This window comes from Veillonella parvula, assembly GCF_032577575.1.
Lineage (GTDB): Bacteria > Bacillota > Negativicutes > Veillonellales > Veillonellaceae > Veillonella.
Genome location: NZ_JAWFVO010000003.1, coordinates 468,772 through 484,078, shown reverse-complemented (window position 1 = coordinate 484,078; position 15,307 = coordinate 468,772). Strand labels below are relative to the sequence as shown.

The window sequence follows — 15,307 nt, the reverse complement described above, 5'->3', positions numbered from 1 at the left end:
GTGAGGAAAGGTGAATTTTAAAAATGACTACAAATCTAAATATAAACTCAAGGCTTAAAGAAGATCAATTAAAATTTAAGATAGGCCAACGATTAAAAGAACTACGCACCGCGCAAGGCCTAACTATTGATGCACTTCGAGAAAAACTTTCATTAGAGGTTCAAAAAGCCGGAATAGACATAAAAGGTGAAGGCGTATCCAAGAGTATGATATCACGCTGGGAGAATGGCAAGAGCCAACCATCCGCTCCTTATATTCGAGCCTACGCAACGCTATTTAATGTCGATATGAACTATATACTAGGGAAGGATTTACACCACGAAGCAGTCCGGGCAACTTCCTCAAAAGCACAGGCCCAAACGGACTTCATTCATGATTTGTATCGATATATCAAAACTGCATTTCCATTGACCGACGATATCGAAATTAGAAGACTACGAAATAATGCGGCTCATGGGCTGATTGAAGAACACAAGGAGTATCTACCGGCCATATTGTCTGAGGACGATTCATTTTACCTAGAAGCAAATAAAAATTCGTTTGAAGAGCTTATGGTAACTACCTTAAGAGAATCCCTTCCGCTAGCTACAAAGCCAATGATTGATAAATATAGAGAAATTGGGGCCATTATATCTCATTTAATGGAAGATACCGATACTTTTATCCGGTTTTTCTTAACACTTGGCCAACTAGAGAGCCGAGGTAAGCTTGATTCATTTTTAACATTTACTATTGATCAATTCTATGAACCAACAAAAGATATTAAAGAACTTGAACTCTCAAGGGATTTTATTAAATACCTAAAAGCGTACAGTGATAAATTGAAACAAAGGGAGGAAAATTATGAAGATTAAGTCAATTATCGCTATTCCTATTATTCTTATAGTCGTCATAGGCATAGCCCTATTCGCCCTATGGCCTAAACCGTCTATTGAGTTTAAGGACGAGTCTGTGCTTGGCCACACCGTAACCAGCGTAGTCCTTGAGGACTGGACACTTACATCCGCGCAGGGTGGAGAGAACTCCACTCTTACCTTCCCTAATGGGAAGTCTGTACAAGCGCATTGGCAGCTCGTGCAGACCGTACCGCCTGCACGCCGATTCGATATATTCCCTGAATCATTCTTCTACCACACCATATACGTGGCACCGGTTCAGCCAGGACTCGTTGAGTACATTAACGCTAATAAGCCTACAGTTACCTACTACCTCAACGGAGAGGCTAAACAGATTCAATTTAAATAAGATGTAAGCCCCTATCCAATACTACTCAGATAGGGGTATTTTAGGAGGTATGAAATTATGGCCATGAAACGCGCCAATGGTACAGGCACCGTATATAAGATGAAACATAAGGCCCTACGCAAGCCATATCGAGCCGTAGTGACCCTTGGATACAATTCTGAGGGTAAACCCTTGCGGAAATCCATAGGTACCTTTGCAACACAAAAGGAAGCGTATAATGCATTATCGGCTTATGATGCTAATGCTCCGCAATATGAAGTCAAGGATACGACCTTTGGTCAATGTTGGGAATGGATGATTGAAGATAAGATACGTAAAGGGGTTATTTTAGAAAAAGGCGGATATCTGTATAATAAAAAGAAGGTTGAGCATCTACTAAAAATCCCTATTAAGGACATAAGACTTGCACATATGCAAGATGTCATTGATAGATATGCGGATATGAGCCACACAACCCTTGTTCAAATTAAAACTGCTATGAAAGCAACTTTTGACGCTGCTATAAAAAATGATATCGTCGATAAGAACTATGCTGCTCTTGTGACGCTTCCTCAAAAGGTAAAGTCTGAAATCCATAAACCCTTTACGCCTATTGAGATATCTCGTTTATGGGAGCTGGCAAAAACAGACAGAGACGCCCGCATATTATTGGTTTACATATATTCAGGAATGCGACCTGGTGAAATCCAAAGTATTAAACTAAAAGATGTTCACATTAAAGATAGATATATGATCGGTGGCAGTAAAACCGAGGCAGGAAAAAACCGCATCATTCCAATCGCAGAATCTATCCTACCATTCATTAAGGAGTGGTATAAGCTAAGTAACTTCCAACGACACGAATATTTACTTCCAAAAGATACTCCTAAGCATTTATTAGTAGCCATTCGCACCTACTTAAACAAACATTTCCCTGGGCACCTTCCGCACGATGGAAGGCATACATGCGCTACTCTATTAATTCATATTGGTATATCGGAAGCTACAACAAAAACTATATTAGGTCATCGGCATTCGGATGTAACCAATCAAGTATATATCCACAAAGATGTGTCTGAGTTAGTGGCAGCAGTAAATAAATTACCTGATAAGGATAGCCTTTTAGGCGCGGATTACGTATCTTTAACTTTCGCCAAAAGTTGAGCAACGGTTGAGCAACCGAGTTGATTTTAAAAAATTTAAAACAATCTGCAAATAAATAAAGCCGGTAAATACGCATATTTACCGGCTTTATGGTATTATTGTATCTGTTTATATAACATATAAAACCCTGTTATAGCTCCTATTAGGCCAAATATGACCATGCAGAGTGGTTCCGTTTGAAGCCAAGTATCCAATTTATAACCTAGCCAAATAAAACCTCCTATACAGGAGACCAGTGTGACCCCCGCTGATGTTGCCATGGCGAGGGCTTTCACAAGATCCTTATCCATATTATTTACCAAATCGTTCAGGACGATTAGGATTGCCTAAGAACTCATGGCGCAACGCTTGGATGATGCGTTCAGATGCTTTACCATCACCATATGGGTTAACAGAGTTAGACATCAACTTATACGCTTCAGCATTGCTCAATAATTCATAAGCGGCTTTATGTACCGCATCTTTATCAGTACCTACAAGGCGAACGGTACCTGCTTCTACTGCTTCAGGACGTTCTGTCGTATCACGCAATACGAGAACTGGCTTACCAAGAGCTGGGGCTTCCTCTTGAATCCCACCTGAATCAGTCAAAATCAAGTAAGATTTAGCCATCAAGTTTGCAAATGGTTCATAGTCAAGAGGATCGATTAATGTAACACGATCCACAGAGCCAAGCTCCTCTTGTACAACTTGGCGAACTTTAGGATTTTTATGTACAGGGAAAACAACTTGAATATCTTCAAATTCATTAATTAAATCGCGAATGGCTTGATATACATGGCGCATAGGTTCACCTAAGTTTTCTCGGCGATGTGTGGTAACAAGAACCGTACGTTTTTTAGGATCAAGAGCATTAATAGCTGCATCATCGAATACATAGTTGTCTTGTACCGTCGTATCAAGAGCATCGATAACAGTATTCCCTGTTACATAAAGATGTTCTGTATTAATATTTTCCTTTTTTAAATTGCTTTCAGAACTAGAAGTAGGCGCAAAGTGATACGTCGCAATAGCCCCCGTCAATTTGCGATTCATCTCTTCAGGGAACGGAGAGTAAATATCACCTGTCCGTAGTCCTGCTTCCACGTGACCTACAGGAATTTCTTGGTAGAAAGAAGCCAAGGCACCAGCAAAGGTAGTTGTAGTATCACCATGAACGAGTACCACATCAGGTTTTGCTTCTTCTAATACATCTTTAAGGCCCATCAAAGCACGATTAGTTACATCATATAGTGTTTGACCTTGGCTCATAATATTTAAATCATAGTCTGGGGTAATATTAAACAAGTTTAGTACTTGATCGAGCATATCTCGATGCTGTGCCGTAACGGTGACGATAGGTTCCATATCTGGTGCTGCTTGTAATGCTTTTACAAGAGGAGCCATCTTGATAGCCTCAGGTCTTGTACCAAAGATTGTCATAACTTTTAACATAGTTGCCTCCAACGTAGTAGGATAGAAAAAATGGGGCGCCAAGCGCCCCACAGATGGTTATTCCTTATGAGAATCATCAGTATTCTCCAAGGCTTTAGCCAATTCATCGCGATCAAAGGATATGGTATCATCCGAGTCGCTACGTTCAATTGTAGGACGTGGTAACGGATGCCCTGCCGCATCACTATGCATGATAACGCCAAGACGTCGTGCAATATAAATACTACACAAGAAAATTACTAATACCAAGGTCGCGCCGACCCAAGCATTAACCTCTGCAACGATAACAGATACACCGCCGAAAAGAGCTGTTACTGCATACATCAACAATACAGCTTGCTTTTGTGTTAACCCTTGTGCCAACAAGCGATGGTGAACATGACCTTTATCGGGTTTAAAGATTGGACGTCCACTGATTTTACGGCGCACAATGGCAAATAAGGTATCCAAAATAGGCAATCCTAACACAATAGCAGGTACCACTAGAGCAATCGTAGCAGCCGTCTTTACGGCCCCCATAACGGAAATAGCCGCTAATGTATAGCCTAACAACATGGATCCCGTATCACCCATGAATATTTTTGCAGGGTTAAAGTTATACCGCAAGAAACCTACAGTCGCACCTGCTAAGGCAAGAGAGATACAAGCAAGATCAGTTTGACCTAGTTGCAATGTCATTGCACAAACAGCGATACATGCGATAAAAGAAATACCTGCAGCCAAGCCATCAAGGCCATCGATAAGGTTTACAATATTTGTAAAACCAACTATCCAGAAAATAGTCAATGGGATAGCCCAATACTTGAGATATACTACACCACCCCAAGGAAGGTTGATGAAATCTACTCGAATATCATAAGCCACTAGGATAGCGGCGGCTATAATTTGGCCCATTAACTTAGTTTTTGGCTCAATTTGTTTAATGTCGTCCCAAATACCAACTAGCACCAAAATGACTGTACCAAGGACAAACCCAAACAATTTATGATCATGCGGAATGGAATCGTTAAAAAGAACCGATCCCACATAACCGAGAAAGATTGCTAATCCACCAAGTCGTGGAATCGCACCATGATGCACCTTTCGAGCATCAGGTTTATCTATTGCCCCAACAGCAACGGCAAAGCGTTTTACCAATGGGGTAAGTGCAAAGGTTATGATGAGCGCTAGTGCAAAGGCCCACACATAATCGAGCACATATTCACTCATAAGACACCTCCAACAAGTAGGTTGTAAAAACGGATTAGTTCGTTAAGCTACGAATAGGAGCAGGAATTCTGCCACCACGGGCGATGAACTCGGCTGCACTATATGGACTCACTTCGATAATAGGAGCATAACCTAATAATCCACCAAATTCAACAACCTCTCCAACAGTCTTACCAGGTACAGGAATTACACGAACCGCAGTTGTCTTATTATTAATCATACCAATTGCTGATTCATCTGCAATGATAGCAGAAATGGTGTCAGCAGTAGTGTCTCCAGGAATAGCAATCATATCAAGCCCTACAGAACAAACACATGTCATGGCCTCTAATTTATCAAGCGTCAAACTGCCACAGGATACAGCATCAATCATGCCTGCATCTTCCGAGACAGGAATGAATGCACCACTAAGACCACCTACGTGAGAGGAAGCCATAAGACCACCTTTTTTCACCGCATCATTAAGTAATGCTAGTGCCGCTGTGGTACCATGACAACCACAAGAGGACAAGCCCATTTCTTCAAGAACATGAGCTACAGAGTCACCTACAGCTGGCGTTGGTGCCAAAGATAAATCAATAATACCAAATGGTTTACCGAGACGACGGGATGCCTCTTGGGCTACCAATTGACCTACGCGCGTGATTTTGAAAGCAGTACGTTTAATCGTTTCTGCTACAACGTCAAAGGATTGACCTCGAACGGATTCAAGCGCATGTTTTACAACGCCCGGGCCAGATACACCTACAGAAATAGCACTATCCCCTTCTGTTACCCCGAAGAAAGCACCCGCCATAAACGGGTTATCCTCTACAGGATTACAGAAAATTACGAGCTTAGCGCAACCAAGAGCATCATTATCCTTTGTAAGCTCTGCAGTTTTCTTAACGATGATTCCCATGTCTCGCACTGCGTCCATGTTGATACCAGTTTTAGTAGAGCCCACAGCAACAGAGCTACAAACGATATCCGTAGTTGCCAGCGCTTCAGGAATAGAGTCAATCAAAATGCGGTCAGCTCGAGTGGCGCCCTTTGTTACAAGCGCAGAAAAGCCACCAATAAAATTAACACCTACAGTTTTTGCAGCACGATCCATAGCTTCCGCCACAGGAACATAAGCTGTTAAATCACTCCCCCCTGCAACTAGAGAAATGGGTGTTACAGAAATACGCTTATTGATAATAGGAATGCCGAATTCTCGCTCAATATCTTCCCCTGTAGATACAAGATGTTCTGCCTCTTTTGTAATACGGTCATAAATACGGTCACACAGCTCTTTACCAGAACTAGATGCACATTCTAGCAAGCTAATCCCCATCGTAATAGTGCGCACATCAAGCTTATTATCGTGAATCATCTGATTCGTTTCTAAAATATTGTCGATAGATAACATAGTGCCTCCTATCCTACACGGTGCATGCTCAAGAAAATATCAGCATGTTGTGCACGGATTTCAACACCTAGTTCTTTACCTTGAGTCGTCAAAGCCTCTTGGATAGCTGTAAGATTTTTCATATCTTCAGACTTGGTTTCACACATCATAATCATATTGAAAACACCATCAAGGATGGTCTGATTTATCGACATAATATTTACACCGTAGTTAGCGAGTACGGTACTAACCCCAGCAATGATACCAACGCGGTCTACGCCGACAACGGTAACAACTAATTTCATAACATCACCTTCTCTAAGCACTACAAACTATATAGCCAGTATAGGGCATTCAATAAACTATATTAATATATTATAACACATTTATTATTTTTCATGAGTGAAATCTTTATGAGTTTTCTAGTGAAAACAATATGTTATACTTCGTCAGACAAAGCACTTGTTACAATCTCTTCACCAGCAGTTAACAATGCAATAAGACCTTTGTCACCTTTATAGCTTTCACCATAAATTTTATATAAATCTTCAGTACCAGATGGACGTGCTACAAACCAGCCTGTTTCCGTTTCCACACGAACGCCATCAATAGGCATATCTTTATACAGAGAAGTAGTGCGAACATTAGTAATCGCATCACCATCTACTTCGGTAGCCGTAATGGAGCTTGCATTTAATTGTTTCAACTTAGCCTTGGCCACCTTTGTACAAGGCGCATCAATACGACCAAATCGTGGATCCCCACAGCCTTCCACAATATTGTTATATAGTCTCTCAACAGTTGCGCCCATTACAGCATACATCTCCATTGCTAAGAGAGCCATAATCATACCATCTTTATCTGTGGTCCATACGGTACCATCTTTTTTAAGGAACGATGCACCAGCAGATTCTTCGCCTCCAATGCCAATTTCCCCATCGAATAATAGAGAACTAAAGTATTTAAAGCCTACCGGAACTTCATACACAGGAATTTCTTTAACGGATGCCCACTTATCAATCATGGTTGTACAAACAACCGTTTTGCCTACCCCTTTATCCTTCCAACCACGGGTTGTGAATAGATAATCGGCAGCGGCTACGAGGAATGCATTTGGTGAAGCAAGCCCTTCTGCACTAACAATACCATAACGATCATAATCGGGATCGTTACCAACAGCCAAATCGTAATTACCAATTTGCTTGATAACATCGGCCATAGCGTATTCGGAGGAACAATCCATGCGGACCTTACCATCATGGTCATAGGTCATAAAGCTAAAAGTTGGATCATATTCATCATTGATAATATCCATGTTGAGATTATAGCGCTCTTTAATAGCTCGCCAATAACCTAGTCCACTACCGCCGAGGGCATTAACGAGGACCTTAGGTTTTGCACTTTGTATTGCCTCCATATTAATAATAGAAGACAGTTCTTCTACGTACAGGCCTTTATAGTCATACGGAACTTGTTGGTCAGGTTCAATATTGTCGATGCTAATACGTTTGAACCCTTCTAGTTCACAATATGCACGAACATACTCATTAGCTCGAGTTTCAATCCATTTTGTAACGAGAGTATCCGCCGGACCGCCATTAGTAGCGTTATACTTGATGCCACCGTTATCTGGAGGATTATGAGATGGCGTAATCACGATACCATCTGCCTTATCATCGTGGCTTTCATTATAACGAATAATGGCCCGAGATATAGATGGCGTCGGAACGAAATCCATATCGGAATCAACCATTGCCGTTACACCATTGCCAGCAAGAACCTCTAGAACCGTTACAAGGGCTGGCTGAGATAAAGCATGTGTGTCTTGACCGACAAAAAGCGGACCTGTGGCACCGAATTGACCACGGCCATCACAAATAGCTTGTGTAATAGCCGCCACATGTAAATCTGTAAAAGTACCATTTAAAGATGTACCGCGATGGCCAGATGTACCAAAGGATACGAGTTGTGTCGGATCTGTAATATCCGGAGCATTATCAAAATATGCATCCACAAGGGTTTGCACATCGATAATATCTTGTTCTTGTACAGGAGTACCTGCTAATTTATGAGTCATAGAAACCTCTAATCTTATCTTGAGGGCAAGCCCTCTCATTTTACAACCTTGATATTCGATCAATTACATTAAATTATTTTCAAAATGTATGTATCATTCATAAAATATTATATTTACGCATAATTAATATAAGATGACAACAGCCAGAGATTTTATCATAATTCTTTATTTTTATCTGTTACAACTATTTTCATCTATTACAACATTATTGTTCGCTTCGGTAGTTATATCTTGTGATTTCAGCTGTTTAGATATTTCCGCAGGAACAATAGGTTGAGTAAAACCTTGACCGATAACCTCTTGGGCATCAGTAATCAAGATAAACACATTTGGGTCCGCTTCTTGAATAACCTCTTTCAATTTATTTACCTGCAGCAAGTTAACGGCAACCATCACAATTTGCTTAGGCGTCCGTGTATAGGCACCAATACCATTAATAATAGTGGCACCACGACCAACCTTATTGATAATACACTCACATACTTCATCGGTGCGATAGGTAATGATAAAAGCAACTTTACGTTGATTAAAGCCGATTACCACCTTATTTGTAATAATAGTATACACATACACACTGATAAGAGTTACAGCTACCGCTTCAAGTCCAACAACGCCGACAGCAACTAAGAGGATGGCACAGTTGATAGCGCTATTAATGGACCCCATTTGAAGACCATAATATTTGCGAACGATAAGTGCAATTGGATCAAGGCCTCCTGTATTACCACCTACACGGTAGACGATACCAAGTCCTAGTCCAGTTGTGATACCTGCCATCATAGAACTGAGTAGTGGATCCTTAATAATCATGTCATATTGCAAGAAACTAAACAGATCAATCATCCACGATAACATGAGCGTACCATACAAAGTATTAAGCACTACACGTTTACCAAGCCACTTCCAAGCAGCCCAAAATATAGGGACGTTCAAAATAACGTTCCAAGAACCAACGGATAATCCCGTTAGATAATACAAAATCAACCCTACCCCACTAATACCAGTACTAACCAGTTTGTGAGGTAGTACAAAGGCATCTAAACCAGCGCCAAAAATTGCACAACCAACAGCAACTATGACACATTGATAGACAACATCTTTATACTTGGCGAACATAGCTCCCTCCAAATTGCCATTTCACTATAAATATTCTATAATGAACTAATTAAAACATACACTGTTTACAATGCTTTTAATAATCAAACAACAGGTATATACAAAATCATCATAAACCACTTAATGGTTATTTTCAATCACTTTATAACAGTATAAAATAAACATATAAACTGCATATATTTTGTACATTACAAACGAGGCTATTATGAGTAAAAGTTTTGAGCAACTCGGTTGCAGCAAAATTAATATTGGGCTTGCTATTACAGGCAAGCGTGACGATGGATACCACGACATCGATTCTATATTTCAATCGATTCGCCTTAGTGATTCTATTTATTTCGCTAAGCATCATTCCGTAGTCTTTTCTGGTGGCGCTCCTGAGTTACCCGATTACATGCAAAAGCTCGTAAGCTATGGAGAAGATAATCTCGCGCTCAAAGCGTTGCGTGCCATACAAGCCTATACGGGTTGTAAAGCCGGTGCCGCCATCCACCTATTAAAACGCGTTCCTATTCAAGCGGGTCTTGGTGGCGGTAGTGCAGACGCAGCGGCCATGTTATTAGGTCTCAACCGCTTTTGGGACTTACGGCTCACACAAGAGGAACTTTTAAACATTGGTGCCTCACTCGGATCTGATGTGCCGTTCCTACTACAAGGTGGTACCGCTCGCGGAACAGGTCGTGGCGAAGTGTTAACCTATAGCCAATCGCCAGAGGCACATTGGCTATTACTAGTAAAGCCAAAGGTATCTATTTCTACAGCGATTGCTTATGGTCGCTTCAGTGGTAAATCTAATGCCACCGCAAAAACAATCGATACCGTTCTGAATCATCTTCAGAATAATGATTTACAATCTGCTTTCACTAGTAGCGCTAATACTTTCGAAGAATTATTATTCCCAGATCACGAAGAACTAGGAATATGTAAGGAGTTTTTCACTAGCCGTGGTTACCCAACCATCATGACAGGAAGCGGTCCTACGATGGTAGTATTACTTAACAAACCTATGGAAGCCTTACAATTACAAGAAGAGATTAAAGCAGCTGGTCATGATTGGCTGTCACTCATTACTAAAACATGTACACAGGAGGACTTAGTATGACAAAACGGTTACAACCTATACGACTCGATGCGTATAAACCACTAAGAGAAGTGGTAAGTGAAACATTGCGTCAAGCCATCCAAGATGGGGTGTTAAAACCTGGGGAGCGCCTCATGGAAATTCCCCTTGCCGAAGAGTTAGGTGTAAGTCGTACCCCCATTCGTGAAGCCATACGTAAACTTGAACTAGAAGGCTTTGTCGTTATGGTGCCTCGCCGCGGCACCTACGTTGCCAACATCTCTTTGAAGGATATCACGCAAGTATTTGAAATCCGTTCTGCCCTGGAAGAACTTGCGGCAGGCCTTGCAGCAGAACGCATTACAGAAGAGGAAATCGAAACGCTGGAGAGAATGCTTGTAGAAATCGGCGATCATATGGAAAACAAAAATATGGAATCCGTTGTGGCTGCGGACGTAGAATTCCACGAAGTCCTCTACCGCGCATCTCGTAATGAAAGATTGGCGGATATTGTTCACAATTTGCGAGAACAAACCTACCGCTTCCGTAGTTTTTCTATGAACCAACCAGGTCGTCTTAGAAAAACTTGGGAGGAACATCGTCAATTAGTGGAAGCCATTGCCTCTCACAATGCCGCACAAGCTCGTAAACTAGCTCGAATTCACATGGAACATTCTGAACAAACCTTGTTGCAAGGAATGGAAGAGTCACAAGAATTTACTAAGGCATAAAAAACATCCTACAAAATACTATATAAAGCAAAATCCTTCCTATTTGTGAAGGATTTTTGTTTTACATAGTCTATAGAAATTGATACAATATCATTGATTAGTATGAAATATGGATTTTTTATAAGAAAGGGAGTTTTTATGGAAGCAATGCTTAATGATGCTATATCCACCATAAACGGTTATTTATGGAGTTATTTCATCATTTTTATTCTTATCGGCGCAGGTCTCTTCTTTACGATGACAACGAATTTTGTACAAATTCGCATGATTAAAGAAATGATTCGCCTCGTAATTAACGGCGCAGGTAGCTCTACAGAAAAGAACCATGTATCCTCATTTCAAGCATTCTGTGTTAGTACCGCATCTCGTGTAGGTGTTGGTAACATCGCAGGTATAGCTATTGCCGTTGTACTTGGTGGCCCTGGTGCTATTTTCTGGATGTGGGTTATCGCACTCATCGGTGCTGCCACGGGCTTCATCGAATCTACATTAGCACAAATCTACAAAGAACCTGTTGCTAAGGGCGGTTTCTATGGCGGACCAGCTTACTATATTCGGTATGGTCTAAACAACAAGGCATTATCTGTTCTATTTGCTATTTTAATCAGTATTACCTATGGTTGGATTTACAATTCTGTACAAGCCAATACTTTGGCTGCATCTCTCCAGGTATTTAACCTTGATGTGTCCTATACAGGCGCTGTAGTAGCAGTCCTTCTTGGTATTATCATATTCGGTGGTATCAACCGCGTTGCAAAAGCATCTGAAATCATTGTTCCTATCATGGCGATTCTATACATTGCTACTGCATTATTTGTGGTAATTATGAATATCACCCAATTCCCACATGTAATCTATACTATTTTCGCCTCCGCATTTGAGCCTGTTGCAGCAGGTGGTGGCTTATTAGGTGCTACTGTTATGAATGGTATCAAACGGGGGCTCTTCTCTAACGAAGCCGGGGAAGGTTCTGTTCCAAACGCAGCCGCTACGGCAGCTGTTAACCACCCTGTAGAACAAGGTCTTGTACAAGCATTCGGCGTATTCCTTGATACATTCATCATTTGTACAGCTTCTGCTTTCATCGTACTCATCGTGGGTGATTACAGCACTACAGGTCTAACAGGCATTGCTCTTGTACAACATAATCTAGCTCAACAACTTGGTTCTTGGGCGCCTACAGCCGTAGCCATTTTCATCGTTATGTTCTCCTTTAGTTCCTTAATTGGTAACTATTACTACGGTGAAATCAATATCAGCCACTTAACAAATAAACGATTCTACCTACATTTGTTCCGTATTGGCGTAATTCTTATGACATTTGTTGGCTCTATTGCTTCTCTAGATCTCGTATGGAATCTAGCCGATTTATTCATGGCTTTCTTAGTATTAACTAACGTAAGTTCCATCGTACGCATGGGGCGCACAGCAGGTCTTGCCCTTGACGACTATATCAAACAACGCAAAGCAGGTATTGAAACGCCTGTATTTAACCGTTCCATCCTAAATCACACATATGGCATCGTATGGTGGGGCGATGGTCAAACTACAGACTCCTCCGTACCTCCTACTCCGATTGAAGATACAGTGGAAAAATAAAATATATTGACCTATGAGGCTGGTGAAAGTATCTTTCACCAGTCTTTTTCGTATAATCTTTAAATTCGTATAATCTTTAAAATACTTTATTAATGCATACAGATGGGTCTATATTCTTCGGAATATAGATTTTTATTTTTTGTAAAAGTATCCATTTTCATAGATAAGACTATCCTCCACCAAGAGATTTTAAAGTGACAGATATCACAGTAACCATCTATATTTTTCCTACTTTTAAAGGTTAAAAACTATAGAATATATTTATAAAAATATAAAGGGTATTCTATTTATAATGTCGAATACTTAAGTATGTGAAAAATTAGCACTAATTAATTTACTCTGTTATCCGGGAGGTAATTATGAGCGGTTATAACCCATATGAAAACATGTTAAACACATTAGACGTAGCAGCTGAAAAGCTCGGCTATACTCGTAGTGAATACGAAGTATTGCGTCACCCAGAACGGGAACTAAAAGTAGCAGTTCCTCTTCAACTAGACAATGGCGAAGTTCGCGTATACGAAGGCTATCGATGCCAACATTCCACATTGCGTGGTAGTGCTAAGGGCGGTCTTCGCTTCCATCCAGATTCCGACGAAAATGAAGTGCGTGCACTTGCGGCATGGATGACTATTAAAAACGCTATCGCTAACATTCCTTATGGCGGTGGTAAAGGGGGCATCAAAGTCGATCCTAAAACTTTAAACCCTCGTGAGTTAGAACGCTTAACTCGTAACTTCGTACGCCGTATTGCACCTATCATTGGTGTTAATACTGACGTTCCTGCACCAGACGTAAATACGAATGCCCAAATCATGAGCTGGATTGCTGACGAATACAGCACATTAAAAGGCGAATGGAGCCCAGGTATCGTTACAGGTAAACCAATCGAAGTAGGCGGTTCCTTAGGCCGTAATGAAGCGACTGGTCGCGGTTGTCTCATCGCATTGCAAAGCTATCTTGCTAAGAAAAACTTAGATATTAAAAACCTTACTGTTGCAGTTCAAGGCTTTGGTAACGTAGGTTCCGTAGGTGCTCGTCTCATTGCACAAGCAGGTGCAAAAGTTGTGGCTATCGGCGACGTAAGTGTTAACATCTACAATCCTAACGGTCTCGATGTTGAAAAAGCATACGAATATGCTAACTCCCACGGTCGTTCCCTAGAAGGTTACAGCGAACCAGGCATGACTACAATTGGGCCTCAAGAGTTATTGGCTCAACCAGTGGATGTATTGTACATGGCGGCCCTTGAAAACCAATTAAACAAAGACAACATGGAAAATATCCAAGCTAAGATCATCTTGGAAGGCGCTAACGGCCCTACTACTAATGATGCGGATAAATACTTCTATGAAAAGGGCATCGATATCATTCCTGATGTGCTTGCCAACGGTGGTGGCGTAGTTGTATCCTACTACGAATGGGTACAAAACAAAGCAAGCTTCTACTGGACTGAAGAAGAGGTTAATGAAAGATTAACTAAAAATATGCAAAATAGCTTCGAAGCTGTTTGGGAAATGCAACATAAATATAATGTACCTCCTCGTCAAGCAGCATACATGGTTGCTCTTGAACGACTCGTAGTTGAAACTAAGTGGCGTGGCTACAACTGTTAAACTCCTATACCTCCATACATGTTAGCCATGGAAAAGGCGTAAGCGCACATTGAGCTTACGCCTTTTTATTTACCTATATACATAATCGAAACATCTCTTGAGATTCAATTATTTACTTAGTTTTGTCAATAAAACCACTTATTATTTAAAAGCACCTAATAAAGCAGCCACACTAGGACGGCTCATCAAAGCTTTCACCAATACAGAACCAAGAATCGCTGGAACAGTTTGACCCACGATGAGGTTCAACACTAATGGCCAGTACGGTAGGCCAAGTAATGGGCTGAGCCACAATGGCACACATAGTGCAGGCACAAAAACAATGGGAAGCATTGCCCACCAAGCACTAAGGCCAAGCTTGCGCATGCCTACGATGATGCCTGTCGTTACTACACCGACACCAAAGCCCCCTATCATATCGAAGATACCAAGACCACCGAATAGGAAGTTAGAAATGAGGTTGCCAATCCCCATGGGAATCACCAAGAACGGAAAGGCATAAGCAAGTGCATATAATGATGTTGCTATACGAATTTGATACGCCCCGAAGGAAACGCTTTGCGTTACATACAATACAACGATGTACAATGCCACAACCATGGCAGAAATAGTCAATTTGCGTGTAGAAATCATAACACTCACCTCCTCAAAATAAAAAAGCATGGCAAAACTACCATGCTTACAATGCTTATGAATTTCCGTAGT

At 41.0% G+C, this 15,307-nt stretch carries 15 protein-coding genes; 7 read left to right on the top strand and 8 right to left on the bottom strand.

Features of this window, described 5'->3' with window-relative positions; genetic code table 11:
* Positions 1-23: 23 nt before the first annotated feature.
* Genes E7K77_RS07930 through E7K77_RS07920 form a run of 3 tightly spaced genes read left to right on the top strand, consistent with a single transcriptional unit; the run spans position 24 to position 2,388 of the window.
* Positions 24-854 carry a helix-turn-helix domain-containing protein gene (locus E7K77_RS07930; protein WP_325306106.1) on the top strand — a complete coding sequence of 277 codons (831 nt, stop codon included), beginning with the start codon at positions 24-26 and terminating at the stop codon, positions 852-854.
* A complete protein-coding gene (locus tag E7K77_RS07925; protein ID WP_325306107.1) occupies positions 844-1,245 on the top strand; it encodes a hypothetical protein in 402 nt (133 codons plus the stop codon). The genes E7K77_RS07930 and E7K77_RS07925 overlap by 11 nt, the downstream gene beginning before the upstream one ends.
* A 57-nt stretch (positions 1,246-1,302) precedes the next feature.
* The gene (locus E7K77_RS07920) at positions 1,303-2,388 is read left to right on the top strand and encodes a tyrosine-type recombinase/integrase (protein ID WP_325306108.1); all 1,086 of its coding nucleotides are present in this window, start codon (positions 1,303-1,305) and stop codon (positions 2,386-2,388) included.
* A 95-nt stretch (positions 2,389-2,483) separates the two neighbouring features.
* Here E7K77_RS07920 and E7K77_RS07915 read toward each other — a convergent pair whose 3' ends face one another.
* From E7K77_RS07915 to E7K77_RS07885, 7 genes are all read right to left on the bottom strand, one after another.
* Entirely contained in the window at positions 2,484-2,678 is a 195-nt protein-coding gene (locus tag E7K77_RS07915) for an AtpZ/AtpI family protein (RefSeq protein WP_325306109.1), read from the bottom strand.
* Between the two features lies 1 nt (position 2,679).
* A complete protein-coding gene (wecB, locus tag E7K77_RS07910; protein ID WP_004695061.1) occupies positions 2,680-3,822 on the bottom strand; it encodes a non-hydrolyzing UDP-N-acetylglucosamine 2-epimerase in 1,143 nt (380 codons plus the stop codon).
* A 57-nt stretch (positions 3,823-3,879) separates the two neighbouring features.
* Positions 3,880-5,031 (bottom strand): glycosyltransferase family 4 protein, encoded by a 1,152-nt coding sequence (locus E7K77_RS07905; protein WP_004695060.1) that lies wholly within the window; start codon positions 5,029-5,031, stop codon positions 3,880-3,882.
* A gap of 34 nt (positions 5,032-5,065) precedes the next feature.
* Positions 5,066-6,424 (bottom strand): PFL family protein, encoded by a 1,359-nt coding sequence (locus E7K77_RS07900; RefSeq protein WP_101928468.1) that lies wholly within the window; start codon positions 6,422-6,424, stop codon positions 5,066-5,068.
* Between the two features lie 8 nt (positions 6,425-6,432).
* Positions 6,433-6,708, bottom strand: a complete 276-nt coding sequence (locus tag E7K77_RS07895; protein WP_004695058.1) for an ACT domain-containing protein — start codon at positions 6,706-6,708, stop codon at positions 6,433-6,435.
* 134 nt (positions 6,709-6,842) lie between these two features.
* On the bottom strand, positions 6,843-8,480 hold the full coding sequence (locus tag E7K77_RS07890; protein WP_039965238.1) for a phosphoglucomutase: 1,638 nt from the start codon (positions 8,478-8,480) through the stop codon (positions 6,843-6,845).
* A 171-nt stretch (positions 8,481-8,651) separates the two neighbouring features.
* A complete protein-coding gene (locus tag E7K77_RS07885) occupies positions 8,652-9,596 on the bottom strand; it encodes a YitT family protein (protein WP_008602433.1) in 945 nt (314 codons plus the stop codon).
* A 205-nt stretch (positions 9,597-9,801) separates the two neighbouring features.
* On the opposite strand from E7K77_RS07885, the gene ispE reads away from it, so the two are divergent.
* The 4 genes from ispE (at position 9,802) to E7K77_RS07865 (ending at position 14,602) form a co-directional block, all read left to right on the top strand.
* On the top strand, positions 9,802-10,698 hold the full coding sequence (gene ispE, locus E7K77_RS07880) for a 4-(cytidine 5'-diphospho)-2-C-methyl-D-erythritol kinase (protein ID WP_008602429.1): 897 nt from the start codon (positions 9,802-9,804) through the stop codon (positions 10,696-10,698).
* Entirely contained in the window at positions 10,695-11,387 is a 693-nt protein-coding gene (locus E7K77_RS07875) for a GntR family transcriptional regulator (protein WP_004697535.1), read from the top strand. Before ispE ends, E7K77_RS07875 begins: the two co-directional genes overlap by 4 nt.
* 138 nt (positions 11,388-11,525) lie before the next feature.
* Entirely contained in the window at positions 11,526-12,986 is a 1,461-nt protein-coding gene (locus E7K77_RS07870) for an alanine/glycine:cation symporter family protein (RefSeq protein ID WP_021148542.1), read from the top strand.
* A 359-nt stretch (positions 12,987-13,345) separates the two neighbouring features.
* Entirely contained in the window at positions 13,346-14,602 is a 1,257-nt protein-coding gene (locus E7K77_RS07865) for a Glu/Leu/Phe/Val family dehydrogenase (protein ID WP_008602423.1), read from the top strand.
* A gap of 141 nt (positions 14,603-14,743) precedes the next feature.
* Here the strand turns inward: E7K77_RS07865 and E7K77_RS07860 are convergent, their stop codons facing one another.
* Positions 14,744-15,235: a QueT transporter family protein gene (locus E7K77_RS07860; protein ID WP_008602421.1), complete on the bottom strand. Its 492-nt coding sequence runs from the start codon at positions 15,233-15,235 to the stop codon at positions 14,744-14,746.
* Positions 15,236-15,307 lie beyond the last annotated feature (72 nt).